We start from the raw sequence: 24,224 nt of genomic DNA on the forward strand, positions 1-24,224 counted from the left end.
AGCTCGGTATTCGACGGCGGAGTCGCATGACTGACGCACTAAAGTGCTGGACTACTTTGCCGCTCTCGCAGCAGCAATCACTCCTTCGGTTTCTCCGCGAACCGTTGGAGCACTTCGACAAAGGCCGCCAGAGCTCCGCTGAGTTTGCCTTTGCGCACCGCGAACCCTACAGGGATGGTGCAGGGCTCGGGGCCAATGGGCAGGTACTTCACCCGGCCGCGCCCTTGGGCTGCGGCCACCTTGGGAGCAAAGGCCATTCCCAGTCCGGACTCTACGGCGGTCAACATGCTGGTCGCTCCGTCCACATCGATCGCCACCTTGGGCCGGATACCCGTCTGACGCACCACGCCGGAGAGCCAGTGGTGATAGTCGGGGTAGCCCCTCCGGGCGAAGCGCACCAGCGGTTGCTGGAGCGCCTCTTTCAGAGAGATCTGGCGTCGCGAGGCTAGGGGAGAATGCAGGGGGACAAAGACGCCCAGAGGCAGGTCGAAGAGGTGCTCAAACGTCGCCCCGCTGTCCGGTTTGAGCACCGGGTCCACCCCCAGCAGAACATCCATCGTGCCTGCCAACAAGGCCGCCAACAGTTCATCTGAGGCGGCATCATGCAGAAGCGTACGAACTCCGGGAGTGGTCTTGCGGAAGGCCTTCAGGGCCTTGGGCAGGAGTTCGATGGTGGGATTGGGCGAGTAGCCGATGCGCAGGTCGCCCTTCATTCCGCCGGGTTCAGACTGGACGCGTTGCACCGCCTCATCGGCCAGCTTTAAGACGGCCCGGGCATCCTTGAGGAAGACCGCCCCCTTGGGAGTGAGCACCACGCGCTGGGGACTGCGCTCCAGCAGCACCACGCCCAGTTCCTCTTCGAGATCACGGATCTGCCGGCTCAGCGGAGGTTGGGAAACGTGCAACCGCTCCGCTGCCCGGGTGATATTGAGCTCCTCTGCCACGGCCACGAAGTACCTCAGGTGACGCAGTTCCATGGTCGCCATCATACCCAAAAGGCATGATGCACCAACGCAAAACGGTATTTTTCTCCATCGAGATCCGCTGGGACAATGGAGGTGTCACAACTTGATCCACCATGACATCCAACAGCGACTCCACCATGCATCTGAGCCCCCCTCTACCCGCGACCTCCGCCGTCATCCGTACTCGTTCCCGCCGCACGCTGCGTGCGCTGGGAGATGAGGTGCAGCTTCACCTGACGGGGGCCGATACGGACGGTCAGTACTCCATGTTCACCGTCATCACCGCGCCTAGTGGCGGGCCGCCTCCCCATGTCCACGACAACGAAGACGAGTGGTTCCATGTGATCGAGGGCAAGGTGGGCTTCTTCAGCGGCGGGACTTGGACGGAAGTCGGCCCCGGCGGTTCCGCCTACCTGCCTCGCGGCGTAGTGCACACCTTCAAGAATCTGGGAGACGCCCCTTCCCGGATGCTGGTGCACACCGCACCCGCTGGATTTGAGGACTTCTTTGCTGAGCTGGCAGACGTCTGCGCTGGTGCCGAAGCTCCGGACATGGAGCAAGTCGTGGCCGTCTCAGCACGGCACGGCATTCACTATGTGCAGTAGGGACCCCTGCGATAGGCAGGCGGCTGACGCTAGTCGTCCCTGCCAGCTTCCTCGGCACAATCTTGGCAATGCTCCGTGCCGTCTTCACGGCTGATGATCTGGGCCACGGGCAGGCGGTCTCCGCATCCGTCACAGGTGCGGAAGTAGCGTCGATCAGCCACGGCCATCATCCGGGCCCGCTCCACGGCCGTGGCCAGGGAGAGCTTGGGCAGGGCTGCAGCCAATGACCAGCGGGAGAAGGGGGCGTCGCCATCCTCATCCTGCGGCTCCTCCACTTTGACCTCGATCATGATGCGGGCGGGTGTCACGCGAACGCGCACATAGTTCTGGATGAGCTGAGCCTCGGTCATTCGCGGAAAGTTTCATCGGCTTGGTCCGCCTTGCAAGGGTGGGCGTAGGTGGTATAATGAACACTCCCTATCTGCCGTGACTGCGCCCCTCTCGCTCTCCCTCTCAAACGCCCGTCGCTTCCACTGCAGGGCCGTACTGCTCGGCGCCATGGTGCCCGATGTGGCGACAGCCCTGCGGCATCACGGCTTCGTCCAGATCGACCCCATCAATGTCTGTGGCCGCATGCAGGATCTCATCCTACGCAACCGCGTGCAGGGCTACCGGGAGGGGGATCTCTTTCGCTTCCTTCACGGTTCTGAGAAAGCTCCGCTGCCGTCTGAAGAAAGGCTGGCGTTCGAGCATCATCTGCCCCATAGCCACATCCTCGTGGCCCTGCCGCTGGAAGCCTGGCCGTATCTGCTGGCGACCATGCGTCATCGCACGGGTACGGACAGCACTTGGTCCGGGAAACTGGATGATCGTGAATCCAAGCTGGCCGAGAGGATCCTCGCCGAGATGGCGGAGCGGGGTGCTCTTGCCTCCGACGATGTTGACGATGATCAACGCTCCCACCACGGCTGGGGCAGCCAGGCCACGCTGGCCAAGGCCACTCTGCAGAAGCTCTTCTTCCATGGTCGCGTCATGATCGCCCGGCGCGAGGGTATCCGTCGCCTCTATGACCTTACAGAACGGGTCATCCCGTCGTCAGTCCTGAGCCAGTCCGAGCCGGATGCGGTGGCGATCAGGCGCTGGTCTGTCCTGCAGAAGCTCCGGCAACGGCGGCTCGTGACGCTCACCAAGCAGGAAGTGCCAGTCGTGGAAGATCTGGTGCAACCCATCAAGGTGGAGGATGGCCCGCTCTGGTATTGCCTGCGGGAGGATTTACCCATCCTCGAAAGCCTGGACGAAGGGGATCGCCTTCCCACTTTGCTCGCTCCGCTGGATCCCCTGATCTATGACCGGAAGGTGACGCGGCAGCTCTGGACTTTGACTACACCTGGGAGGTGTACACGCCCGCCGTGAAGCGGGTACGAGGGTATTACGCCCTGCCACTGCTGTCCAATTTGGAGATCGCCGGGCATGTGGACCCGAAAGCCAACAGGCAGGAGCGCCGGCTGGAGGTGATGAACCGCACCGTTCGTCGTGGCCACAAAGCTTCGGGAGCCGTCAAAGAGCTGGCGAAGTTTCTCGGACTGAAAACCTCGTAGGCAGGTGAGCAGCTACCCGCCCGCGAGATCCGCATGCGATCCATCGCAGTAAGGCGGGTTTTTGGTGCGCTTGCAGTTGCACAGGTTCACCAACGTGGGCTTGTCCACCACGATCTTCTTGGGAGGCAGGCCGGTCCCCTTGTGACTGCCATCGCAGAAGGGCTGGTGACCGGAGAGGCCGCAGGAGCACCACCAATGCACGCCGGGCTCCAGCTCGACGGTGCAGGGCTTGGTGTCACAGATGCGGGGTACTTCCACGAACCCAGCTTACCTCAAAATGGGAGAAGCGTCTAGGCTATGAGTTCCTTGATGACGCTGCCTCCGAACTGCGAAAGCTGCTTGAACCGTCCCGCGTGGAAGTAGGTGAGCTTGTTGTCGTCCAGCCCCAGGAGCCGCAGCAGCGTCACGTGAAGGTCACGCACATGGTGCACACAATCCACAGCCTGGGCTCCGGTTTCGTCCGTGGCTCCGATCGTGTGCCCGGCCCGCACCCCGCCGCCCGCCATCCAGACGGTCATGGCCTTGGGGTTGTGATCGCGTCCATACGCGGTGCCGCCGCGAACGCCGTTGTCCGGGCTGCGGCCGAACTCGCCGCACCACACCACCAGGGTATCCTCCAGCAGGCCCCGCTGTTTCAGGTCTGCCAGCAGGCCCGCGATGGGACGGTCCACGGCCCGGATCAGATTGCCATGCGCCCGCTCGATGTAGTCATGGGAATCCCAAGTGCCGGCATACACTTGCACAAAGCGCACCCCTTGCTCCACCAGCTTGCGGGCCAGGAGACACTTGCGGCCAAAGGCGTCCGTGGGACCACTGCCGATTCCGTACATGTCCTGTGTCTGCGCATTCTCCTTGCTGATGTCCAGCACGCCCGGCACGTGCATCTGCATGCGAAACGCCAACTCGTAGTTCTCCATGCGGGCGGCCAGGTCATCGTGCCAGGGATGTTCCGCCTGATGCCGCTGGTTCATCGACTCCAGCAGATCCAGATTGGCGCGTTGATGCTCTGCCGTGATGCCCGGTGCGGGCTGGAGATCCAGAATGGGGGAACCGCGGGCGCGCAAGGGCGTGCCTTGGAAGCTGGCTGGCAGATAACCGTTGCTCCAGTTGGCCGAGCCACCCTGAGGATAGGAAACCTCCGGCAGCACGATGAACCCGGGTAGGTCCTGGTTCACCGAGCCCAGGCCATACGTCACCCAGCCGCCGATGCCCGGATCACCGCCAAAGCGGTTGCCCGTGTTCATCTGGTACATGGCCGTCGGGTGGTTCACGGAGTCAACTTGACAGCCGCGGTAGAAGCACAAGTCGTCTGCGTGATGTCGCAGGTGCTCCCACTGGTCGCACATGTCGGCACCGCTCTCGCCGTACTTGGCGAAGCCGAACGGGCTCTGTACGTAGTATCTTTTCCCGCCGGACATGGCCGACTGCTGCACATCGTTGCGCACGAATTCCTTCAAATGCAGCCGCTTGAGCGCGGGCTTGGGATCGAAGGTGTCGATGTGGGACGGGCCGCCCTCCATCATCAGAAAGATGCAGCGTTTCGCCCGGGCGGGCACATGGGCTGCTTTGGGCGCGAGCGGTGTCGCCGCGGAGGTTTCTCCCGCAAGAGCCTGCGTCAGGGCCACGCTGCCAATGCTCGCCCCAAGGCTGTAGACAAACTCCCGACGCGTTGGGGCCCAGACTGCCCGGTGACCGGCGCAGGAGAAGGGAGTGGGCGGGGTGGACATGGCAGATACCAGCGGGGCGGCGTCAGGACACGAGGGAAACGACGCCGCTGAGCCAATCTGGACAGGAAATGGATAAAGCCGTGGATTTCCGCCCCCGGTATCAGCGCCTAGGGCGTTCCTTGGGCGGTTTTGACCGTGGTGGCCATTTGGGTGATGGCTTGTTTCTCCACTTCGTCCAACTGGCTGAAGAGCGGTCCGTCCCGCAGATCGAAGGACCGTCGGGGGCGGCCATCCGGGGCCTTGCGGACGTCCCCTTGGTGAAAGCACCATCCGCCCGCACCTGCCCGCACGGCGCCGTGCAGATCAGTGAGGAAGTCATTCACCTCCGGGGAGAATCCGTAGCCCCGGCGGAACGGCTCCTGATGCATCACTGGCAGCTCTTTCCCAAGCTTGAGCGTCGCGGCCCGCCATTCCTTTGTCCGCGCTTCGGTCTCGGCAGGGGAGTTGGCGCCACGAGGGCGATGCGGACTGAGGAAGTCCACCTTCACCTGTTGGGAATAGGCCTGGAGATCGTCTGGGGAGAAGTCGCCAGCAAACGAGGCGGTGAGCAGTCGGTCCGGGTCGATGGATCGTGAAATTCTCGCCAATGCCTCCAGCTCATCGTAGCTACAGAAACGCTTATCAGTCAGGTTGCGTTCGTTACTGAGGTCCAGGTACCAGTTCTTCCAGTCTTTGAGTTCACTCACCAGCGTGCGAACTGCTTCCCCATGCGCCTCGTGTTTCTGCAGCTTGGCGGGTCCAGTCACGCTGTTGCCCCGGGAGAGGCTCACGTCCACGGCCATGCCCCGGGCGTCGCAGTCGGTCAGGAGCGCTTTCAGCCGATCCAGATACGGCTGCCGAGCTTTGCCCGTCTTGGGATGCACGGCGGAGATGTCGTTGTCGAACGATGCCCACGTGGCCCACATCCGGATCCAATTGAACCCGAGGCGTTGCAATTCATCAAGGTCCGACTTCCAGGTGCTGTCCGGAGCTCCCAGTGCTGCGTAGTAGCTACAGCCAAGCAGGAAGGCGGGCTTGCCATTGAGCGTGAACTGCGGCCCCGCGATGCCCAAGCTGGTCTTTGGAGTGAAGGCCGGGGCGGCCGGGCCGTCGCAGCCCGCCAATCCCAGGAGAGAGGTTCCAGAAAGGGCAAGAAAGTCGCGACGGGTGGGGGACGGCGTGGACATGCGTGGGTGGTGGGACGAATACAAAAGGCCCAAGGAATGTCGAAGGAAAGAATGAGTGTGGTGATCGACACGTCCTGAAATGCATCCCCAAGTTGGAGACAGGCGAACGCCGTCGTCAGGCCGCCGCAACTCTTGCGGAGGAGCAGTTTCTTACACACCATACCCAACGTAGACTCCCTGGAAGTGAGTCTATGTTGGGCTTGTAGCCGCATCCTCTTCGAGAAAGAAACACAGGCCTCAAATGTCCTGTGCCTGAGAAGTCCTGGAGCGCACGCATCCTGCGTGCTGTTTGCGGCATCTTGCCGCGAACGTCCGTCAGCGCATGACATCAGGTCCAACCGACGTGGAGGTGTTGATAGCGGTGGGCCGATAGCGGATGCTGTCGGCCTTCCCACCTGATCATCCTCATTGGAGGTACCCAGGGTCTCCGTCCACTTCGTGGCCTTTGCCCCTGGGCTGGGCCCTGCGGGCCTTTCAGGCCCAAATGCTCTGAGGGGACCTAATGAGTGTTGAGCCAGAGTCGGTTCCTTGGCAACTATCCCAAAACGCGCGAGGTTGGTCGCTTCTCCTCAGGCTGCCCGGCTGCGGCCTGTCACTTCCTTGAACCGCTCCTCGTACTTCTCGTGGTTCGTCCCCATGAGGCGGTCCCAGACGTTGAAATACAACCCATAGTTCCCGCGGTAGTACTCATGGTGCATGACATGATTCGTCGGGGTGTTCATGAACCGGCCAAACCACGTATCCAGCCACCAGCGGGGATAGAACTCAAACCCGGTGTGCCCAGCGACATTGAAGGCAATCTGCCATACCAGAAAGATGAAAAAGGCGAGGGGATGCACGGGCATCACCAGCACCGAGAGCGGGAAGATGCCCACCTGGATGGTGGCCTCCAGCGGGCCAAAGGAGTATGCGGCCCAGGGCGAGGGATTGTTGGACTGGTGGTGCACCCGGTGAAACCAGCGGTAGAGCCGCCGATGATGCATGAGCCGGTGCGTCCAGTAGAAGTAGGCGTCGTGCAGGATGATGATGCAGAAGATGCTGGCCACGAACCAGCCCCACCCAAACTTGGGGATACGGCCGTACATGTGCGTCCACCCCTGCTTGGCCATCCAGATGGTGAGCGTGCCCACGATGCCGTAGATGAGCACCGTCAGCAACGAGTAACCCATCTCACGGCGCACATCTGCCGAAGTGGGAAGGCGGGCAATGATCTTGCGGTGAAACCAGCGCCGCCGGAACAGCACATACGCCAAGAGCCAGGCGAAGCCGGCGAAAAGGAGATAACGAATCCCGTTCTCCATGGCGATGCCAGTGATGGCCTTGAAAAAGTCATGCGGGGTCTTCATGGCAACGGAGAATGGGGAACCGGCGCTCTGATTTGGCCCCACCTCAGCGAAGCCCCCCTCTTAATACACGAACGCGAATTCGTTGGAATTAAAGAGCACCAAGGCCACTTCTGCAAGCCCGCGCATCTTTGCAGTCATCTCGCCAGGGACGAGGTCGGGCTGGTAGTCCGCAGAGACATGCAGCCGCTCGGTGAAGGTGAACTTCTCCCCGGTGTTTTCTTCCACCGCCTCTCGAACCACCTCAGTGGGGAGCGTCTGTCTGGGCAGAGTCAGCCCCTCATGCTGCCGGGTCATGGTCTCCCAGTGGCCCAGACATTTCTGCTGCTCCAGCTCGGTGGGAGGGCGACCACAGGTATGCAGAAAGAGCGCCGTGATGGCCTCGGCCTCCGTCACTCCGTTCTGGTGAACTCGACGCGCCAGTTGCAGGGCGCGATCAAACGTGGCGGCACTGTTGAAGAGGCTGAACACCTGCGGCGTGACATTGGAGGCATCCCTGCCTTCACAGGAGAACTCCGGCGTGGGCTCGTTGAACACCTCCATGAAGGGGTCCCGCAAACCGTGCAGCTTGAGCACATAGATGGAGCGACGATGCCGCTGGGCGGGCAGGGGATTCGGCTGCCAGGCTGGGGCGAAGGTGCCCATCACCTGTCGCGGCTGCAGCGCGGCCTCCAGATTGATCTCTGGCCTCGCAGGGATGCCGCCGAGCGTGGGATTCAGCTCTCCAGATGCGAGCAGCATGGCGTCCCGAACCTCCTCGGCGGTTAGCCGCCGCGGCTGGAAGGCAGCGTAGCTCACGCCATGAGGGTCCCGCTCTTTGAGCATCTCAGGATTCGGATGCCCGGCACTGCGTCGGTAGGCCCCACTCATCATGATCACGCGATGCATCGCTTTGATCGACCATCCTTCTTTCACGAGGCGATTCGCCAGCCAGTCCAGAAGTTCGGGATGCGTCGGTTTCTTCCCGGTGGCACCGAAGTTGTTGGGATTCCCCGCGATAGGGCGACCAAAGTGCCACTGCCAGAGGCGGTTCACGATGCTGCGGGTCGTGAGGGGATTGTCTGCGGAGGCGATCCAATCCGCCAGCGCCAGTCGCCGCCCTTCAATGGCTTCTGGAATGACGGCGCTGCGTCCTCCCAGGGCACTCAGCGTACCGGGTTTCACTGGCGTCTTGGGCGAGAAGGGATCTCCACCTGCCAAGATCGCGGTGTTCTCAAGTTCGCCATCCTCCAGCCGGGCCGCCGGCACCCGCAGCGGGGCATTCACAGACTTCAATGCGGGCGTCCTGCCGGCATAGACGGCGAAGGCATAGGGAGCGTACCGCTCCATCTCCCAGCGCAGGCGTTCCAGCCCTTTCCGGGCAATGCGTTCATGACCGTAGTCCTCCACGCTGAATCCGAAGTTCTTCGGCGGATATTCAGCCTCCGGCACGCCTTGTTGCTGCAAGGCATTGCGGGCGGCGTCGAAGAGGCCGACAAACTCCCTGCGGGCGTTTGCCTTCGCTCCCGGCTGGCGGGTCCGGATCTTCGCCAGGGTGGCATCCCAGGCACTGCGCTCCAGGTTTTTTTCCTTGAACCAGGCTTCGGCCGCCTTGAGCGAGACTTCATCGAGACGGCGCAGACTGGCCAGATGCTCTGCCCGGCGCATCTCCAGATATTTGATTTCCTCAAACCCGCTGGTGTTCTCCGCCGGAAGGAAGGGGGCCTCCCGCTCAGAGAGCTGGGTGGTGGCAAAGCAGGCCTGCATGGCGTAGTAGTCCTGCGTGGGCACCGGATCGAACTTGTGGTCATGGCACCTCGCGCATTGCAGGGTGTGCCCCAGGAAGGCCTGCCCCACGATGTCCGTCACGTCATCCAGGAAGCGTTGACGCGCCACCTTGGGCACCTCCATGCCGGTCAGCTCCCAGGGGCCCATGCGCAGGAATCCGGTGGCGATGAGTCTCTCTGATTCAGGTGTCTTGGTCCGGTCTGGTGGGAGTTCATCGCCAGCGATTTGCTCCCGGATGAACTGGTCATACGGTTTGTCCTCGTTGAACGCCCGGATGACGTAGTCACGATACCGCCAGGTGTTGCCACGTTCGTAGTCGTTGGCAAAGCCCGACGAGTCCGCATAGCGCACCACGTCCAGCCAGTGACGTGCCCAGTGCTCCCCGTAGTGGGGGCTGGCCAGAAGCCGATCCACGAGTTTGGCAAATGCCTCCTCCTCGGAGGCAGGGTCTGCCAGGTATTGCGCCACCTCCTGCGGTGTCGGTGGCAGTCCGGTGAGGTCAAACGTCGCCCTGCGGATCAGCGTCCTCCGGTCCGCCAGAGGTCCCGCTTCCACCCCGAGTTCCTTCATCTTGGCACCGATGAGGCGATCAATGGGATTTCCGTTCTCTTGGGGTTCGTCTTTCCCTCCTGCGCGAAGTGGCGCGTATGCCCACAGGTCCTCTGTCTTGTAGAGCCGGTTTGTCCAGTCATGGGACAGACCGCCGCTGGTGGGGACCTTCATGCCTGCCTCACCGGTCACGGCAGACTTAGGTGCGCGGGCGTGATCCTCGGTGATTTCCACGATCCTTTTGGCATCCGGCCAGAGGCCGCCCTCCAGAATCCAGCGCTTGATGACCTCCACCTGCGCCTCAGAGAGCTTGTCGTTCTCCTTGGGTGGCATGGCCAGGCTGGAATCGGTGCGTGTCACCGCGATGTAGAGCACGCTCTCGTCCGGCTTCCCGGGCACGACGGGGTTCTTCTCGCTGTCGCCACCGGAGAAGAACCGCTCCGGCGTCCGCATGTCGAACCCACCCTTGAACTTCTTGGGGTCATCACCATGGCAGGCGAGGCACTTCTCCTTGAAGAGCGGAAGCACCTTCAGCACAAAGTGTTTTTCTGCCTCCGGTTCTGCCGCTAGCGATGCGCCTCCGGCGGAGACTGTCGCCGCCGTCATCAGCGCCCAGAAGTGCTTGTGAGCCCGCATCGAGGAAATAATCAACCCTAAATCACCCTGTCAGAAATCCAAAATGAAGGCACCTGCCTACTCCGGCTTGGAGGCTTCGTAGATCTTCTTCAGTTCATCTCCGGCGAGCGCAATCTGGTAGATGGCAAACTCGTCCATGCAACCATTGAGGTTACGCACGGGGAACTGGTGATCCTGGAGGGGCAGGCCCCAGTTGCCCAGTTCACAGGCACCATAAACGATCTTGCGCCCGGGCTGGTAGAGCGGGGAAACCTCCCGGCTCACCTCCTTGCCATCTACAAACTGGATGGCCTCACCGCTGCAGTTGTCGTAGGTGACCGCGAGCTGGTGCCAGCGGCCGATGTTGGAGCGGTTGAACACGACCGGCGAGTAGTGCACCTGGTTGCGCTTCACCTCGGGGTGCTCGTCGTCCGGGTAGGCGATGGAGAACATCATCTTCCCGTCCTGGGTGATCTGCCAGTGGGGCTCGCCAGCATCATAGCCGTCGGTCAGCAGTAGGGCGTTGAACTTGCGGTCCAGCCCGTCCACCTTCACCCAGCAGGTGAGCGTGAGCGCCTCATATTCGCCATCGATGCGGAGCCGCACCCGATCCCCGGGACGCTTGAACTCCAAAGCATCCTTCATGGGCCAGCGGCCCTGGGTCCAGCGGGCTCCCACCACGCCGCCATTGCGGTCAGGATTGCACGGGTTGCAGCCGTTGCCGATCATGCGCTGCCACTTGCCCTGGCGCTCGAAGGGGAAATAGACCACCAGACGTTCATCGCCGCACATGTCCTTCTTCCACGTAGCCCAAGCATCATACCGCGCCTTGGCGCGCGTGGCGGTGATCGCGTCCAGGCGCTCCAGGCCCATGAAGTCATCCGGGCGTACGCCGGGCAGCGGGGCGACCTTGTTGCCTTCCTTGTAGAGGCCCATGCCCTCTTTCAGGCTGATCAGTTCTTGATTGTTGGGGTGGGCTTCCACCTCGCCTTCGAAGACGTGCACTTCGGAGCTCAGGTCTTCCGGATTCACTTGCACGCCAAACTCCGTGCCCAGATCCACGAGCTTCATGCCCGGGGCATGGAGCAGAAAGCCGCGAGCCGGCGGAGGTACGCGCACGCGCACTTTTCCAGAGTGGCAGATCGCCTCCCACGGGGAGACGATTTCCAACTCCGCATCGCCCTCCATGAGGAGCGTGGCTCCGCTGAAGAATTCCACTTGGGCAAAGCCGCAGGCCAGTTTCAGCATGCCAGAGTTCACCGTGTCCCCGGTGCGGCGGCTGTTGTCGTCATCCAGCCATTCTGCATTCACCACATGGGTGAGGATCGCACAGCCGCGATTCGTCTCCTCCTGCACCAGATCCTTGCTCAGCGCGTGGCGACCACCCCAGAGGAAGGTGCCGGCAGAGAGCAGCACGGCCAGTGACGCGGCCGCGGCCCAGGAGATCCAGTACTTCTTGCTGCGAGACTTCGCGTCCTGACCCGGGAAGGGCATGACCGCCGCTTCGCCTTCGCCATCATGATCTGGCAGGCCTTCCGGACTCCATGCCTTGAGGTCGGCCGTGACGCTGGCGTTCTCCCGCAGCACCTGTTCCAGGTTCACCTCCTCCCGCAGCATCCGCCGTACTTCGCTGCAATCGCGAAGCATCGTCTGCAAGAGGTCAAAATCAGCCGGAGTGATGCTGCCGCTGAGCCATTCACCGATGAGGCGGCTGGCCTCGGGGAGTTTCCCGGGGTTGCACCCTCCACCGGTGCCGTTGTTGCTGTTGCTGTTTTCAGAGGTCGCCATGGTGGATCAGGTCGCAGCCTCCGCCTGCATCTGTTTCTCCGCGCATTGCAGCAGGGCTGCCCGCATGCGCTGGATGGTTTTGTAGAAAGCCTGGGCGCTTTTGCCCGCCTGCGCGGCCACCTCGTGGAACTTCACCCCCGGCTGGTAGGCCAGTTGCAGGAGCTCCTTCTGGCGGGAATCGAGCTTCTCCAGGCACTTGCCCAGAGCAGAGCGGTGGCGCTCCAGGGAGTCCACTTCCTCCAGACTCTCCTCGGCCAGCAGATCCAGGATGTCGTCGTTGAAGACCAGCCGGTCCCGGGACTGTTTCCGCAGGTGCTTCAGCGCCTCAAACCGGGCAATCGCCGCTGCCCAAGCCATGAAATTCGTGTCTGGATCGAACTGCGAGAACTTCCGCCAAGCCACGAGACTGGTCTCCTGCATCACCTCGTCCACGTCATCCCAATCGCGAACAAGCGTCCGCAGGAAGCCCCGCAACCGCCCCTCGTGGTGCACAAAAAGGCGAACGAACGTCTCGTAGTGTTCGGGCGGGGCAGGGGCGGCGGAGGCGTCAGAGGACATGCGCAGTTGCAGGGTTACCGCAGCGGGTGCGGGAATTGGACGGAGATCTAAACTTCAAACCTCAAATACGAACGATCAAGGTAGCCCCGAACTTCCAAGCATCGGAGAGACACGCGTCAGGGAGTCCATCCCACGCATCGCTTTGAACCCGGAACCTCAAGACCTCCTTGAGGTTTGAATTTTGAACCTTTCGCTACGCCTTGCGCTCCATCAGATGGCGCACACAGATGGCCGACCAGGTCTCGAGATTCTCAATCACCGCGACCAGCTCGTCCAGACTGAGGAACTGCAGGTCCTGGATGGCGTCTTCGTTGGAGGTCACTTGATCGCTCTCCAGATCAAAGAGGTGCACCACGCCGAGGTGGACCTGGCCGACCTCATTGGAGTCGTCATTGATCAGGCCGATGACCTGCTGGGTGTGAGTGCCCGTGAGCACCAGTTCTTCTTCAATCTCGCGCTCCACGCCGTTGAGGTAGGTCGTCTTGGCCAGGGAGTCTTCGCGTTCGTCATGCGGGTTGATGTGGCCGCCGATGCCGATGCTGCGCTTTGCTACGAGGCGTTTTTCACCCGACTTGCCGCCCCGGGTGTAAATGAGGTACTTGCCCTGATGGTGGAAGATCGCGTACGGGATGATTTGCTTGTGAGTGGGGTCCAGTTCCGCGGCGGGGCGGGGAAGGAAGAAGTTCGCCCCCGGAGCCAGGATGGCCTCAAGGTAGCGGTCCACCTCCGGCTGAAAGCCCTGGAATGCACCCAGTTCATCGAACAGCGCGCGGGGGATCACGAGGACGTGTTCGACAGTGGCGGGCGTAGCAGCGGGGGAGGAGGCAGGCGCGGACATGGGCCCGTTCCTACGCGGACCCGGGGCAGGGAGCAAGGGGAATTCAAATTCAGTGGGCAGTGGCCAAAGTAGCTGAGATGGCCCAATCTGCGCTACGCGATCTCCACTCTCCTGCCGGCCCCTTGGACTACTCCTTGACTGAAGTCACCAAGTGACAACCACCGTTTCGCAGCAGGGTTGGAGTACCGTCCCGCATGCGGGCCCAATGCCATCAGGGAGACGGACAGTCTTGCCGGGTTGGCGGCCCGAGGGCGAAGACATGGCGCGATGGCGCATCCGCCACACCGGTGGTGGAAATGCCACCTCAGAAGGGCCGAAGGTCCGGCGTAATACCAGCCTCGGGCAACGCCCGAGGAATCGATGACCCATTAACCCTTGAGGGCTGAAGGCCCGGCCTCATCAAGCCTGCCCACGACGAGCATCCCTCAATGACCCCGGGTCTACAGTCCTCAACATCTAAAACCAACGCCAACCTTGGGCATTGCCCAAGGCTGCCATCACGCCTGGCTTTTAGCCCTCAGATCCTTCTCAAAAGGGACGTCATCTGCCTCGCCACTTTTTCCCTGATGGCATTGGTCCCGCATGCGGGACAGAACTCCAACCCCGGTGCGAACTTACTCCAAAAGTCGGGACACGCACTGCTCTGCTCCTGTCGTGTTAACTCCGTTCCGTCGCAGAGCCACCCTGCCGATTAACCATCGGCGGCACGGCAGATTAACCATCTGCGCTACAAATCTTCAGGTCTGACGTCTGGTGTCTTCAATTCGGCTTCCCGATCTCAAAGATCCGCTCGATCTCCTTCGCGCTCAGAGCTTCCTTGAACATCAAAAACTCGTCCATCCGGCCGTTGAAGCTGCGCACCTCGGTTCGGGGCTTGTTGCCTTCTGGAAGGCCCCAGTTGCCCAGCTCGCCGCTGCCGATCCGGATGCGAGTTTCAGGATCCACTTTGGCTTCCTTCAATTCACTGACTTGCCGGCCATTCACGAAGTGGCGCATCAGTCCGGTGCGTCTGTCGAATGTCGAGGCCACATGGAACCAGAGGCCCAGATTTTCCGGGCCAAAGAGCACCGGGGAATTCAGCACATGTTGGCTGCCGCCTTTCTCCAAGTGCACGCCCAGAGCCACCGCGCCGGACCGGATGATCTGCCAGTGGGGATTGCCCCGCGTCCAGGTATCCGTGAGGAAGAGGCTGTTGAAGTTCCGGTCCACCCCGCCCACCTGCACCCAGGCTGCCAGCGTAATGGCGTCGTACTCGCCCGCCACAGCCAGTCGCACCCGGTCGCCGGGTGATTTGAAGTCTAGCGCCTGCTTGCCCCGCCAGCGCCCTTGGGTCCATTGAGCTCCCACGACGGAGCCGTTGGTAAACTCGGGTGCATCGGGCTGCTGGTTCCGCAGGGTGCGATCCCACGCATTGAGCGGCTCAAAGGTGTAGCCCACGAGCAGGCGGGGATCTTCCAGAAACTTCTGGAGGCCCACACGCCATTCCAGCTTGCGACGTTCGTCCGCATCCTGAGACTGCGCATGCAGCGAGGCGATATCCGCGAAGGCCTGGGTGTCCGCACCTGTGATCCCTGCACCATCCTCTGCGTTCCAGCGGGCCCCAGTCTTGAGGTTCAGCTTGTCATCGCCAGCTCCGGGGTACACCTCCACCTCACCGTCGAAGACATGCACGTCCGACTTGCCAGAGTCACTCACCTTGAGGCCAAACTCAGTCCCCAAGTCCACCACCTTGGCATCTGGCGTCATCAGCTTGAACCCGCGAGCGTGGGGCGGTACATGCACCCGCATCTGGCCGAACCGGCACTTGGCCTCGTTCACGGAGACGATCTCCAATTCGCTGTTGCCCTCCAGCGTCACCGAAGCGCCGCTGTAGAATTCCAATCGCGCTAGGCCACTCTGCAGCTTGACCTTCCCGGCTGGCACGGACATGCCTACCTGCCAGGCGCCGCCGTCGCTGGCCCACTGTGCGCCCACCACATCCACGAGCACTGCGCAGCCTTCATCAGTCACCTCGGCCTGGGCCAACGGACCATCACCCCGGTGGAGTCGAGGAGTGAGAAAGAGCAGACCCAACGTGCAGGCGCAAAGCACCAGCGAGGCTGCGAGAGCCAGTTTGGCGGAGGCGGGCCAGGCCCTTCTGAGAGCTCCTGGGGTGCGTGATGCCCCTAGGCCGCTCGCGTTCAGGTGCGCGCGCAATCCCTGTGGAGAGTCGCCTTCTTGATCGCCGGATTCCTGGGATTCGTCCGCGAGTCGGCAGAGCGTCGCCCCCATGCCCAGCCGTTGCACCAGGTACCGGCGGGCGAGCTCGCTTCCCAGCAGCATGGTCTCCAGCGCCTTCCGGTCCGGCTCGGCGAGCTGATGCTCCTCCAGATCGTGGAGCCACGCGTTCAGCTTGACCGTGTCCTCGTCAGAGAGGCGGTTGTGATCTCTTTCCTCGTGGCTCATGACAAGGCCTCCTCCTTCGACAGGGAATTCGTCACACAGTCATGCAGCACCTGCTTGATCCGCATGAGCGCCTTGTAGGCCGCCTGGAGCGATCGACCGCTCACCATCGCCGCCCGCTCCACGCCGCTGCCGCGCTCATAGCGGGTCAGGATCATGCGCCGGTCCCTTTCATTCAGCTTTTGCAGGCATTGGGCCAGGCAGATCTGCATGGCAGACGTTTCTTCCTGCATGTTTTCCGCCGTGTGAGCCACCGCCTCCAGTACCTCGTCATTGAAGACCACTTTTGATCTCGCATACTTCTGCCGGGCCTGACGCACCTTCCACCAGGCGATGCGCATCGCCCAGGCCAGAAAATCCGTGCCCGGTGTGAACTCCTGGAACTTGTCGTAAATGGTCAGGCAGGTCTCTTGCAGGATGTCCTCCGCATCATGGCGGTGCGGCACCAGCGTGTAGATGTATGCAAAGATCTGCCGCTCATGCCGCATCAACAGCGGCACCAGAGCGCGGTGGGGATCTGAGGCTGGGTCCATGAGGATGGATAGCACCGAGTGGCACGTTTTGGACGCAAAAGGTGCTGAAGCCTCAGGTAAATGTTAAAAGGCGACAGGTAAGCGGTAAAGTCCGGGTGCCTTGACACCCACGACTACGCTTACCACTCCATTGAATTACTGAATTACCGGTTTACCGAATCACCGAGAATCCCCGTGTCGGCGGAGGAACTCCTCGGCCAGGGACAGGTAGGCCTGGGCACCGCGACCGTTTGGTTCGTACTCGATGATCGACTTGCCAAAGCTCGGGGCCTCACCCAGACGGATCGTACGCGGGATGATGGTGTCATACACCACCTGGGAGAAGTAGTTCCGCACATCGGAGACCACCTGCTGGGAGAGGTTCATCCGGGAGTCGAACATCGTCATCACGATGCCCTCCAGCGCCAGGGCTGGGTTGGCCCCGCTTTCGCGGATCTGCTGGACGATCTGCACGATTTTGGAAAGCCCTTCCAGGCCGAAGTACTCGCACTGGATCGGCACCAGCAGTTCGTCCGCCGCCGCGAGAGCGCCCGTCATGAGCACCCCCAGGGAGGGCGGGCAGTCCATGATCGCGTAGTCAAAGTGGCCGCTGTAGCGCAGGGGCTTCATCACATCCCGCAAACGCGTGAGGTGATGGCCGGTCTGGGCCAGCTCCACTTCGCACCCGGCCAGTTCCTGGTGGGAGCGGATGATGGAAAGATTCGGCAGACGGGTGCTGCGGATCACCTGGGTGGGATTCACGTCGCTCACCAGACAGGGGTACAAGCTGCCCCCTTCCTCTTGAGCGATCCCCAGACCGCTGGTTGTATTGGCCTGTGGGTCAAGGTCAATGAGCAGCACGCGCAGCCCTCTTGCTGCCAAACAGGCAGACAAATTCAGAGACGTGGTGGTCTTTCCCACACCTCCCTTTTGGTTCGCGATCGCAACTATCCTCATACGCAGCTTGACGGGCGCATTCCATCATCACAAACCTGCATGACAGCAAGATAAATCCCCATGCAGGTGACGGAAAAGTGGCTCGGCGAAATCGGAGGCTGGCAGGCAATGAAGTCTGCCAGGGAATACGTGCGGACTGGTGGCGTGGCGGAAGCCACCCATCAAGGCCAGGTCTATCAGGGCCTGGTAGGGCAGGGGGGCCGGCGATACAAAGCCACCCTGACCGTGAAGGATGCGCGGACGGTGGACTGTCGGTGTGCTTGCAGTGATGCCCAGAGGGGGCTCATCTGCGCCCACGGACTGGCCGTCGCGCTTCAAGCGATCACCGGAGGTCCAGTCGCCTCTGCGAGTTCGTCGGTCGGCGATGCTCGTTCCGGTGCCGCAGGATCGAGTCGACCGGGTCCGGGTGGTTCGGCCAATCCTGCTTTTCATGCCGCGACCGGGAAAAGTGCCGATGCTGTTCAGAAGATCGCCTTGGATCTTAACACGATCCCTGCGGGAAAATTCACCGTCTCCATCCCGCTGTCCCACCTCGGTCAGTTGCCAAGGGGAACCGTCCCGGTGTACCTCGATTTCCAACCTGGCGGCGAGACCAAGGAGCTGGAAATCGCCCAATGGCTTTTCACGCGAGGACTAAAATGTCAGTCCATGCCGCTCCGACTTCCTGCAGCAGATCTAGGAGAGCTCTTCATCACGTTGAAGGGGCATCCTCGAGTCCAAAACGGACTGCCCGCAATGAGCGCTAAATCTTCAGGCGGTGTGCAAACATCACTGAAAGCACTGATCATCAATGATTTGCATCTATCTGATGAAATTGTGCGTGTTAATGTATCACAAAGTATTGTTTTTCAGGTATTAAGCACTGCTTTAACCGTGCAAAGTGTCGGAGCGGTGTCAACGGTGGTCGATGCAGGCACTGGTACGATTATGCTTCCCGACGGTCCTCATGTGAGTAACTTGCGGCCGTTTCTGGACGAGCTTTTTACGCGCCGGAAGGTGGAGCGCAGTCCCCGTTGGGTGGCGGCAAACCTCGGAACGCTCGGGGAAATTCTGGATGTCGAAAGCCCGGCGGCGCCTCTCGCGAAGGTGCGGGTGGTGCCGGCGGATCCTGTCTTTGGGCTGCGACTCGATGGTTCATTGCGGCGCGTGGAGGCATCCTTAACGGTTCATCCTGTGCCTCAGGCGAGCCACCCCGTGACGCTCGGTGTGGACTTCGGTCGGGAGTGGCGTGAGACGGATCTCTATCCCATTCCAGATCCTTCAGGTGACCCGCTGCGGTTCCGGCATCGGAATCTTCTGCGGGAACAGGGGGCTTGGCAGCGACTGGAGTCGGCAGGCTTCCGCATGGACCATCAGGGCGTGCTGGCGATCAATGGCGAGTCGGAAGTGTTGCGCTTCGTGGCCACCGAGTTGCCGCGCCTGAAGTCGCTCTTCGAGATCCATGAGGGTGACGGCTGGCGCAATGCCACACGCGGTCTGGCGACCATCCGCCCCCAGATGCGCACCAAGGAGGATCCTCGCGACTCGTCCGCCGGTGATTCTCGTCAGGGCACGGGCATGGACTGGCTCAGCCTGGAAGTGGCCTATGAGGCCGCCGACGGTTTCCGCATCGCCCGGCAGGAGGTCCTTCGCCTCATTCGCAGTGGCAAGCGGGATGTTCGTGCTCAAGATGGCCGTCGTTACCTCCTGGACATCGAGGGCTGCGAGGAATTGGAAGAGACTCTCCAGGATGTGGAGTCGCGCTTTGGCCAGGGTGGCCAGACCATCGCGGTCAGGTCGCGCCAGCTCGGCGTGCTCAGTGACTTCCTGCCTACGGGCAAATCCGCGGTGCCGCAGAAGGCGCGGGCGTTGGAACTTCCTGAGATTAAGGCGTTACTTACAGATCTTGGAAACACCTTGCGACCCTATCAGCTTGAGGGTGTTCAGTGGCTTGAGCAACACACCCGTTCAGGGGCGGCAGGGCTCTTAGCGGACGAGATGGGCTTGGGTAAGACGGTGCAGACCTTGGCCCTGCTTCGCATCATTCGCGCCCGGGTTAACGCAGCAGGAGGAAAAGGGCAGGGGGGTGAGCCGGTTGGGCCTGCCCTCGTGGTGTGTCCCACCTCGCTTTTGTCGAACTGGTCAGAGGAAGCGGCCCGCTTCACGCCGGAGCTCAAGACCCACGTTTCTCATGATGTGGGTCGCAAAGAGAAGCTGGGAAATCTTGCCGATTACGACGTGGTATTCACATCTTATGCTCTGATTATCAGAGATTTGGAGTATTACGTAAACCTAAAATTTTCCGTCGTTGTATTGGATGAAGCTAGCTACATCCGCAACCCTGATACGGCCGCGGCCAAGGCGCTCTGTCAGCTCAAGGCGGAGGCCAGATTTGCGCTTACGGGCACCCCGGTGGAGAACTCCATCAAGGATCTCTGGTCCATCTTCGCCTTCATGCTGCCGCGGTACCTGCCGGTGCTGGAGGATTTCCAGTCCCGGTTCGTGAAACCACTCAGTCAGGCAGAGGGGCGGACCACCCAGTCGCGCGCCATCATGGAGCGCCTGCGCCGACTCATTCGGCCGTACTTGTTCCGGCGCACCAAGCGTGAGGTGGCCAAGGATCTTCCGGAGAAGATCGAGAAGGTGGTCTGGTGTGAACTCACCCGGGAGCAGAACGAGGTGTACCAGCGCCTGCTGGAGGAAGGGCGTGAGGAGATCCGCTCGGCTCGCAAGCGGACTGGTCAAGGCTCGGCGCGCATGACCATGTTCACCGTGCTCCTGCGTCTCCGCCAAGTTTGCAACGACCTCCGGCTCCTCAAGCTGGGTGATCATTTCAAGGGTCAACCGGGCGGCAAATGGCCGATGCTGGAAGAATTGCTGCAAGAAATTATTGACGGCGGAGGCAAAGCATTGATATTCAGTCAGTTCGTTGGAATGTTACGTTTGGTGCGTGATAAAGTTCAGAGCTTGGAGATCGCTCACAGCTACCTGGACGGCGGCACTCAGGACCGTGGTGGTCAGGTGTCAGCGTTCCAGTCGGACCCTGAACGGAAGCTTTTCCTCATCAGCCTCAAGGCAGGCGGCTACGGCCTCAACCTGACGGCGGCAGACCATGTGCTCCTGGTGGATCCCTGGTGGAATCCGGCCGTTGAGGCCCAGGCTATTGACCGGGCGCACCGTATCGGTCAGGGCAGGCCGGTGACGGCGTACCGTCTGGCCACGAGAGGGACCGTGGAGGAGAAGATCCTCAAGCTCCAGGAGAAGAAGCGTTCCATCATGGACATGACTTTGGAGGATGATCCGACTGTGATGGCCGGGGTGTCGGATTCGGAGCTGGAAGAGATGCTCATGGGCGCCTGATGCCAGCCGCATCGTGATGGATTGTCTCAGTGTTGCGTCTCGCAGTTTCACCAAGACTGCGGGCGCAGCCTCGGTCTGCGCCGGTTGCCACGGGTCGCTGGCGCGATTCTGAGAACAGTCTTCACGTGAGGCGGTCCGAATCGGCCAGAAGCTTTGTGAGCCCAGCGCCGGACGGCGTCAAAACCTTGAAATCCCGAGGCCTCAAAATCAGGCGTTTATACCAAATGTTGCACGTGGAACACTGCCTCACAAAGTGACCTGGATGAGCCTCAGACCTGCGAATTGGCCAAGTATCGGCTATAGCCGACTATAGCCGGAAACTGTCAGAACTGAGTGCAGATTGGGTGTTTAGAGGCCATTTGAGGCCTTCGGCGGGGAATGCTTATAACTAGATACAATGTAAGTAATGTAAAATAGACTAGTGTCGGTATCGGAGTTGAAAGCTGTTCCTTGCATGCTTGGAGCGGCCCCCTATTTTTGATCCACCGCTGAATGTGGTCAGCTAGTTTTCACTGGCGGCCGTCCGTGCTCCAACAAGGGTGGTTTTTTATGACTTCGGAAATTGAAATCGCTTGTTCCTTTCTAGGCCTCACTCTTCGGCCGCCCGTCGAAGGCATGAGCATCGACGATCTCATTCTCCCGTTGAAACCCAAAACTTGGGAAGAGGCTGACCAACTAGAGCCCACTGAACTCCTCTACCGTACTACGCCCGTAAAGGTCTGCCACTACATGAGTTGCGAGCGGTTTGTGCAACTCTTGAGATCGCAGCGATTGGTGTTTACACCGCAGACACAGCAGGACAAAGATCCGGCAGATGGAGGGTGGCCAAACGCGAATCATGAGGAGGCAACGGGCTTGAACAAAGAGTACTATGAAAAATTTCCGATGGTCCGGAATTTCGCCATGCTCGCCAAAGAAAGCGAGATTGATCGGCGATTAACATACCTCCACTGCTGGTTCGAGGGAGCCTATGAGTCCAAGACAATGTGGTCTGAATTTGCGGGTGATGGTACCGGGGTCTTGCTTTGCGCGACCACCTCCGAGCTTGTCCAGGCTCTGTCCCCTTTCAGTGCTGATTACCGATTCGCGATCGACCAAGTGAAATACGTAGATGAGGATGTTCCGCTGTTGGAATTCGTTGGCGGGCTTGCTGGTCGGAGAAAGTTTCCGAAGTTTGAGCACGAGAGCGAGATTCGCCTTATGGCTACACGACTGCCTCCAGTCGATCTCGCCAGTCTCCCTACAATACTCAAGGCGCCGATCAGATTGCAGGATTGCATCAGGGCCGTCTTCTTGGGACCGGCAATGTACAAGCCCCGGCGAGAAGTTCTGAAAAAGTGGATCAGGCGTGTGCTTCCGAAGGCTAATGTTTTGGATTCTAACTTCACGGGAAGTTTTTATTCCGAGGGCCTCAATTTTTGATTGAGTTTTAGTGGCACTGGGAAGTTGTGGGGACGCTGTTAGCGCAGCCTGGCTTTGGTGAGCCCCGTCACACTCACCGAGCACAGTCTGCAACATCGTTGCGAATTCACAGGCACAATATGCCTTCGATTCCATGGCGAAATCGGGCACCATCCGCCGCATGATCGGCGGACTTATGTTGTACTCAGGCAAGATGCCGTCAGCCCGTTGAAGCGGGCTGCGCTCCGTCTGGATGTGGTCCAAACCACAATCAGAGTCGGAAGCTTGGCACGCAAGCCCCCCTCCTCCGCTCTGGATTAACGAGGGCGGAGCATGAGCGGAAATAGCCGGACGGCTCCCCTTCTCTATTTGGTGACCTGCTGCCTCGGATTGTGCGGCGGAATCACCCGCCGTGCCCTGCCAACTCCCCGTCGAGGGGCGCGGCGTCAAGACTTTGGCGGTGGAATCCGTTCGATGGATGATCGGACAACCGCCCGCTGCATCAACCCCGCTGACCTTCAGGGTGCGGTGCAGCGTCAAATTTCCCTGAGATGCCAGTCCGCCCACGATGGCGGCAAGAGCCTTGGAAACTGCCAGTGCGCTCCCCGCCGTGCTGGTCGCACCCCATGCGGGGCCAATCAACTCAACAACCAAAACTAAAGCCGTGGTAATCAAGCCAAGGCGGAAATTCAACGTGTTGAAAACGCTGGAGTTCCCCCAACAAGCAGAACCCGGTCAGATGGTCAGCATGTACCAGCTCAGTGGCGAGGGTGACCAGGACGACGACGCGAGTTCCTCGGAAAGCCCCTACCCTATGACCTTGCCAATTCAAAAAGGGGGCTCCCAAGCGCCCCTAGACAAAATTTCACAATTCCTCTAAAAGTGAGCCACTCGCTTCGTATCCACCCGCGTCACCTAAGCCACTGTACGACCAATGCTTAAGCACATCACTCTCGCCACTGTCGCCCTCCTGTCATCGGTGAGTCTTTCAGTCGCCACTGATGCGGCAGGCTATACCGAGCACCTGGGATCGCTCATGGAGGGAGGTCGTGGTGCACTTCGAAAAATCGAAGGTAACGAAACCCTAACCACATTGGCTTCATTCAAACCCCCTGTTGACATTGTCATAGAGGGAAAGACCAATTCGGATAACCTGAGAATTACCTACGCAGGAAGGTTCATTTTCAACTGGGAGATCACACGTACCCAGCTTCGAGTAAGTGGCGGGCCTGCTGACGGAAAGCACAAAGCGGGCGCTGGAGTCATTCCGACGAACAAATTTGTCACTATCCGCTGGGTAGTAACCCCCAAGAAGCAGACCTTATTCGTCGATGGCCAGCCTCGCTACGAGCACGAAGGCGATTACTCAACCATTGAGTCTCCTGTGAGCATTTCCACCTACAATGCCGCAGTCACTATCAAGTCAATAAGAGTGAAGCAACTCCCTCCTGGAACTGAATAGCGCTTGGCACGCAAATGGTCCGTATGGCGTCATGCCCCTTCGCGTTGACGTAGGTGGTAGCCTCGGCAATGGAAGGTCTCCACAATAGCCCGTCTCGCCGTGGTTCTGCGGCGGTGTGGCGGACCGATGGAGCGCATTGGCATCCGAGAACAATTGGAACCCGCTGCCGCGCTTCGATCATTCTCAGCTCATTTTCAAAACCAAGTGGGCCAGATTACCTCAGGTGAAATTCATCCCGGGTGCTGCCTACACCAAAAAACTGTGTGCCCGTTCGGTTGGTCCAGCGGGCTCAGGATGTCGATAGACTCATTTGCCCGGCCACATCGCCCCCATCTGGTGCCCCCGCACAAACAAAGCGACCCCCTGTAGCATAAAGAGGAGCCGCAGGAGGATCATGAACAGGTTTCTAGGCAGGTGCAGATCCGGGGTATCGCGAACCAGGAAGAACAGGGCCAGGCCGGAACTGACGAGCAAGACAACCCCGAGAATCTGCAGCGTAGTTCCCCAAGCCTTCATCGAGGCCAATTTGGCATCTTTTTCCGAAGCTGACATCCTTTTTGGCTGCCTGGAATCGCTAGTTCATGCCAGCCCGACGTTGCCGTGGGCATGCGGCGGATTCTCAAGCATGCAGTCAGAACCGCAGCTTGCATCC

At 60.5% G+C, this 24,224-nt stretch carries 18 protein-coding genes and 1 pseudogene; 5 read left to right on the forward strand and 14 right to left on the reverse strand.

What is annotated here, in order from left to right:
* Positions 1-77: 77 nt before the first annotated feature.
* Positions 78-977 (reverse strand): LysR substrate-binding domain-containing protein, encoded by a 900-nt coding sequence (locus BV106_RS23455; RefSeq protein WP_265596009.1) that lies wholly within the window; start codon positions 975-977, stop codon positions 78-80.
* A gap of 101 nt (positions 978-1,078) precedes the next feature.
* On the opposite strand from BV106_RS23455, the gene BV106_RS36145 reads away from it, so the two are divergent.
* On the forward strand, positions 1,079-1,570 hold the full coding sequence (locus BV106_RS36145) for a cupin domain-containing protein (RefSeq protein WP_051946237.1): 492 nt from the start codon (positions 1,079-1,081) through the stop codon (positions 1,568-1,570).
* A 29-nt stretch (positions 1,571-1,599) separates the two neighbouring features.
* Here BV106_RS36145 and BV106_RS23465 read toward each other — a convergent pair whose 3' ends face one another.
* Positions 1,600-1,920, reverse strand: coding sequence for a hypothetical protein (locus BV106_RS23465; protein ID WP_038168865.1), 321 nt, complete (start codon positions 1,918-1,920; stop codon positions 1,600-1,602).
* A 223-nt stretch (positions 1,921-2,143) separates the two neighbouring features.
* Here BV106_RS23465 and BV106_RS23470 point away from each other — a divergent pair.
* Positions 2,144-3,108: pseudogene (locus BV106_RS23470) on the forward strand (crosslink repair DNA glycosylase YcaQ family protein).
* Positions 3,109-3,120: 12 nt separating this feature from the next.
* On the opposite strand, the gene BV106_RS23475 reads toward BV106_RS23470, so the two are convergent.
* From BV106_RS23475 to BV106_RS23525, 11 genes are all read right to left on the reverse strand, one after another.
* Positions 3,121-3,366, reverse strand: coding sequence for a CDGSH iron-sulfur domain-containing protein (locus BV106_RS23475; protein ID WP_038168867.1), 246 nt, complete (start codon positions 3,364-3,366; stop codon positions 3,121-3,123).
* A gap of 32 nt (positions 3,367-3,398) precedes the next feature.
* Positions 3,399-4,835: a DUF1501 domain-containing protein gene (locus tag BV106_RS23480; RefSeq protein WP_038168869.1), complete on the reverse strand. Its 1,437-nt coding sequence runs from the start codon at positions 4,833-4,835 to the stop codon at positions 3,399-3,401.
* Positions 4,836-4,942: 107 nt separating this feature from the next.
* Positions 4,943-6,001, reverse strand: coding sequence for a cellulase family glycosylhydrolase (locus BV106_RS23485; RefSeq protein ID WP_038168871.1), 1,059 nt, complete (start codon positions 5,999-6,001; stop codon positions 4,943-4,945).
* A gap of 569 nt (positions 6,002-6,570) precedes the next feature.
* Complete coding sequence (locus BV106_RS23490) at positions 6,571-7,347, reverse strand: sterol desaturase family protein (protein WP_038168873.1); 777 nt, start codon at positions 7,345-7,347, stop codon at positions 6,571-6,573.
* A 60-nt stretch (positions 7,348-7,407) separates the two neighbouring features.
* Complete coding sequence (locus tag BV106_RS23495) at positions 7,408-10,311, reverse strand: PSD1 and planctomycete cytochrome C domain-containing protein (RefSeq protein ID WP_265596010.1); 2,904 nt, start codon at positions 10,309-10,311, stop codon at positions 7,408-7,410.
* 42 nt (positions 10,312-10,353) lie between these two features.
* Positions 10,354-12,063 (reverse strand): LamG-like jellyroll fold domain-containing protein, encoded by a 1,710-nt coding sequence (locus BV106_RS23500; protein ID WP_038168877.1) that lies wholly within the window; start codon positions 12,061-12,063, stop codon positions 10,354-10,356.
* 6 nt (positions 12,064-12,069) lie between these two features.
* Positions 12,070-12,621 carry a sigma-70 family RNA polymerase sigma factor gene (locus tag BV106_RS23505; protein ID WP_038168879.1) on the reverse strand — a complete coding sequence of 184 codons (552 nt, stop codon included), beginning with the start codon at positions 12,619-12,621 and terminating at the stop codon, positions 12,070-12,072.
* A 193-nt stretch (positions 12,622-12,814) separates the two neighbouring features.
* Positions 12,815-13,459, reverse strand: coding sequence for an NUDIX domain-containing protein (locus BV106_RS23510; RefSeq protein WP_038168881.1), 645 nt, complete (start codon positions 13,457-13,459; stop codon positions 12,815-12,817).
* A gap of 759 nt (positions 13,460-14,218) precedes the next feature.
* The gene (locus tag BV106_RS23515; protein ID WP_051946238.1) at positions 14,219-15,904 is read right to left on the reverse strand and encodes a LamG-like jellyroll fold domain-containing protein; all 1,686 of its coding nucleotides are present in this window, start codon (positions 15,902-15,904) and stop codon (positions 14,219-14,221) included.
* Complete coding sequence (locus BV106_RS23520; RefSeq protein WP_038168882.1) at positions 15,901-16,434, reverse strand: sigma-70 family RNA polymerase sigma factor; 534 nt, start codon at positions 16,432-16,434, stop codon at positions 15,901-15,903. The genes BV106_RS23515 and BV106_RS23520 overlap by 4 nt, the downstream gene beginning before the upstream one ends.
* A gap of 159 nt (positions 16,435-16,593) precedes the next feature.
* The gene (locus BV106_RS23525; protein ID WP_029190507.1) at positions 16,594-17,370 is read right to left on the reverse strand and encodes a ParA family protein; all 777 of its coding nucleotides are present in this window, start codon (positions 17,368-17,370) and stop codon (positions 16,594-16,596) included.
* A gap of 60 nt (positions 17,371-17,430) precedes the next feature.
* Here BV106_RS23525 and BV106_RS36150 point away from each other — a divergent pair, with 60 nt between their 5' ends.
* The 3 genes from BV106_RS36150 (at position 17,431) to BV106_RS23545 (ending at position 23,572) form a co-directional block, all read left to right on the forward strand.
* Entirely contained in the window at positions 17,431-20,709 is a 3,279-nt protein-coding gene (locus BV106_RS36150) for a DEAD/DEAH box helicase (RefSeq protein ID WP_051946239.1), read from the forward strand.
* Positions 20,710-21,324: 615 nt separating this feature from the next.
* Entirely contained in the window at positions 21,325-22,131 is an 807-nt protein-coding gene (locus BV106_RS23535; RefSeq protein WP_265596011.1) for a hypothetical protein, read from the forward strand.
* A 913-nt stretch (positions 22,132-23,044) separates the two neighbouring features.
* Entirely contained in the window at positions 23,045-23,572 is a 528-nt protein-coding gene (locus BV106_RS23545; protein WP_038168892.1) for a hypothetical protein, read from the forward strand.
* A gap of 306 nt (positions 23,573-23,878) precedes the next feature.
* Here the strand turns inward: BV106_RS23545 and BV106_RS23550 are convergent, their stop codons facing one another.
* The gene (locus BV106_RS23550; RefSeq protein ID WP_038168895.1) at positions 23,879-24,124 is read right to left on the reverse strand and encodes a hypothetical protein; all 246 of its coding nucleotides are present in this window, start codon (positions 24,122-24,124) and stop codon (positions 23,879-23,881) included.
* Between the last annotated feature and the right edge of the window lie 100 nt (positions 24,125-24,224).

The organism is Verrucomicrobium sp. BvORR106 (assembly GCF_000739655.1).
Lineage (GTDB): Bacteria > Verrucomicrobiota > Verrucomicrobiia > Verrucomicrobiales > Verrucomicrobiaceae > Verrucomicrobium.

Excerpts from the sequence above, each read along its gene's own strand:
- BV106_RS23455 (WP_265596009.1), bottom strand. The coding sequence starts at position 977 with ATGGAACTGCGTCACCTGAGGTACTTCGTGGCCGTGGCAGAGGAGCTC.
- BV106_RS36145 (WP_051946237.1), top strand. The coding sequence starts at position 1,079 with ATGACATCCAACAGCGACTCCACCATGCATCTGAGCCCCCCTCTACCC.
- BV106_RS23465 (WP_038168865.1), bottom strand. The coding sequence starts at position 1,920 with ATGACCGAGGCTCAGCTCATCCAGAACTATGTGCGCGTTCGCGTGACA.
- BV106_RS23480 (WP_038168869.1), bottom strand. The coding sequence starts at position 4,835 with ATGTCCACCCCGCCCACTCCCTTCTCCTGCGCCGGTCACCGGGCAGTC.
- BV106_RS23485 (WP_038168871.1), bottom strand. The coding sequence starts at position 6,001 with ATGTCCACGCCGTCCCCCACCCGTCGCGACTTTCTTGCCCTTTCTGGA.
- BV106_RS23490 (WP_038168873.1), bottom strand. The coding sequence starts at position 7,347 with ATGAAGACCCCGCATGACTTTTTCAAGGCCATCACTGGCATCGCCATG.
- BV106_RS23500 (WP_038168877.1), bottom strand. The coding sequence starts at position 12,063 with ATGGCGACCTCTGAAAACAGCAACAGCAACAACGGCACCGGTGGAGGG.
- BV106_RS23505 (WP_038168879.1), bottom strand. The coding sequence starts at position 12,621 with ATGTCCTCTGACGCCTCCGCCGCCCCTGCCCCGCCCGAACACTACGAG.
- BV106_RS23510 (WP_038168881.1), bottom strand. The coding sequence starts at position 13,459 with ATGTCCGCGCCTGCCTCCTCCCCCGCTGCTACGCCCGCCACTGTCGAA.
- BV106_RS23515 (WP_051946238.1), bottom strand. The coding sequence starts at position 15,904 with ATGAGCCACGAGGAAAGAGATCACAACCGCCTCTCTGACGAGGACACG.
- BV106_RS23520 (WP_038168882.1), bottom strand. The coding sequence starts at position 16,434 with ATGGACCCAGCCTCAGATCCCCACCGCGCTCTGGTGCCGCTGTTGATG.
- BV106_RS23525 (WP_029190507.1), bottom strand. The coding sequence starts at position 17,370 with ATGAGGATAGTTGCGATCGCGAACCAAAAGGGAGGTGTGGGAAAGACC.
- BV106_RS36150 (WP_051946239.1), top strand. The coding sequence starts at position 17,431 with ATGCAGGTGACGGAAAAGTGGCTCGGCGAAATCGGAGGCTGGCAGGCA.
- BV106_RS23535 (WP_265596011.1), top strand. The coding sequence starts at position 21,325 with ATGAGCATCGACGATCTCATTCTCCCGTTGAAACCCAAAACTTGGGAA.
- BV106_RS23545 (WP_038168892.1), top strand. The coding sequence starts at position 23,045 with ATGCTTAAGCACATCACTCTCGCCACTGTCGCCCTCCTGTCATCGGTG.
- BV106_RS23550 (WP_038168895.1), bottom strand. The coding sequence starts at position 24,124 with ATGTCAGCTTCGGAAAAAGATGCCAAATTGGCCTCGATGAAGGCTTGG.